Source organism: Alcaligenes sp. CHO6 (genome assembly GCF_037120595.1).
Classification (GTDB): domain Bacteria; phylum Pseudomonadota; class Gammaproteobacteria; order Burkholderiales; family Burkholderiaceae_B; genus Alcaligenes; species Alcaligenes ammonioxydans.
Genome location: NZ_JBANCI010000025.1, coordinates 1 through 357, shown reverse-complemented (window position 1 = coordinate 357; position 357 = coordinate 1). Strand labels below are relative to the sequence as shown.

Annotated in this window: 1 protein-coding gene; it reads left to right on the top strand. The window is 52.9% G+C overall.

What is annotated here, in order from left to right:
• A partial coding sequence (locus V6936_RS17340) for an EF-Tu/IF-2/RF-3 family GTPase (protein WP_336580176.1) occupies positions 1–357 on the top strand: 357 nt, incomplete at both ends.

The window sequence follows — 357 nt, the reverse complement described above, 5'->3', positions numbered from 1 at the left end:
CATCATCAAAGTCGGCGAAGAAATCGAAATCGTGGGTATCAAAGACACGGTCAAGACCATTTGTACCGGCGTTGAAATGTTCCGCAAACTGCTGGACCAAGGCGAAGCTGGCGATAACGTCGGTCTGTTGCTGCGTGGTACCAAGCGTGAAGACGTGGAACGTGGTCAAGTTCTGGCCAAACCTGGTTCGATCAAGCCACACACGGACTTCGACGCCGAGGTGTACATTCTGTCCAAAGAAGAAGGTGGTCGTCACACGCCTTTCTTCAAGGGCTACCGTCCTCAGTTCTACTTCCGTACAACTGACGTGACCGGCACGATCGAGCTGCCAGAAGACAAGGAAATGGTTCTGCCAGG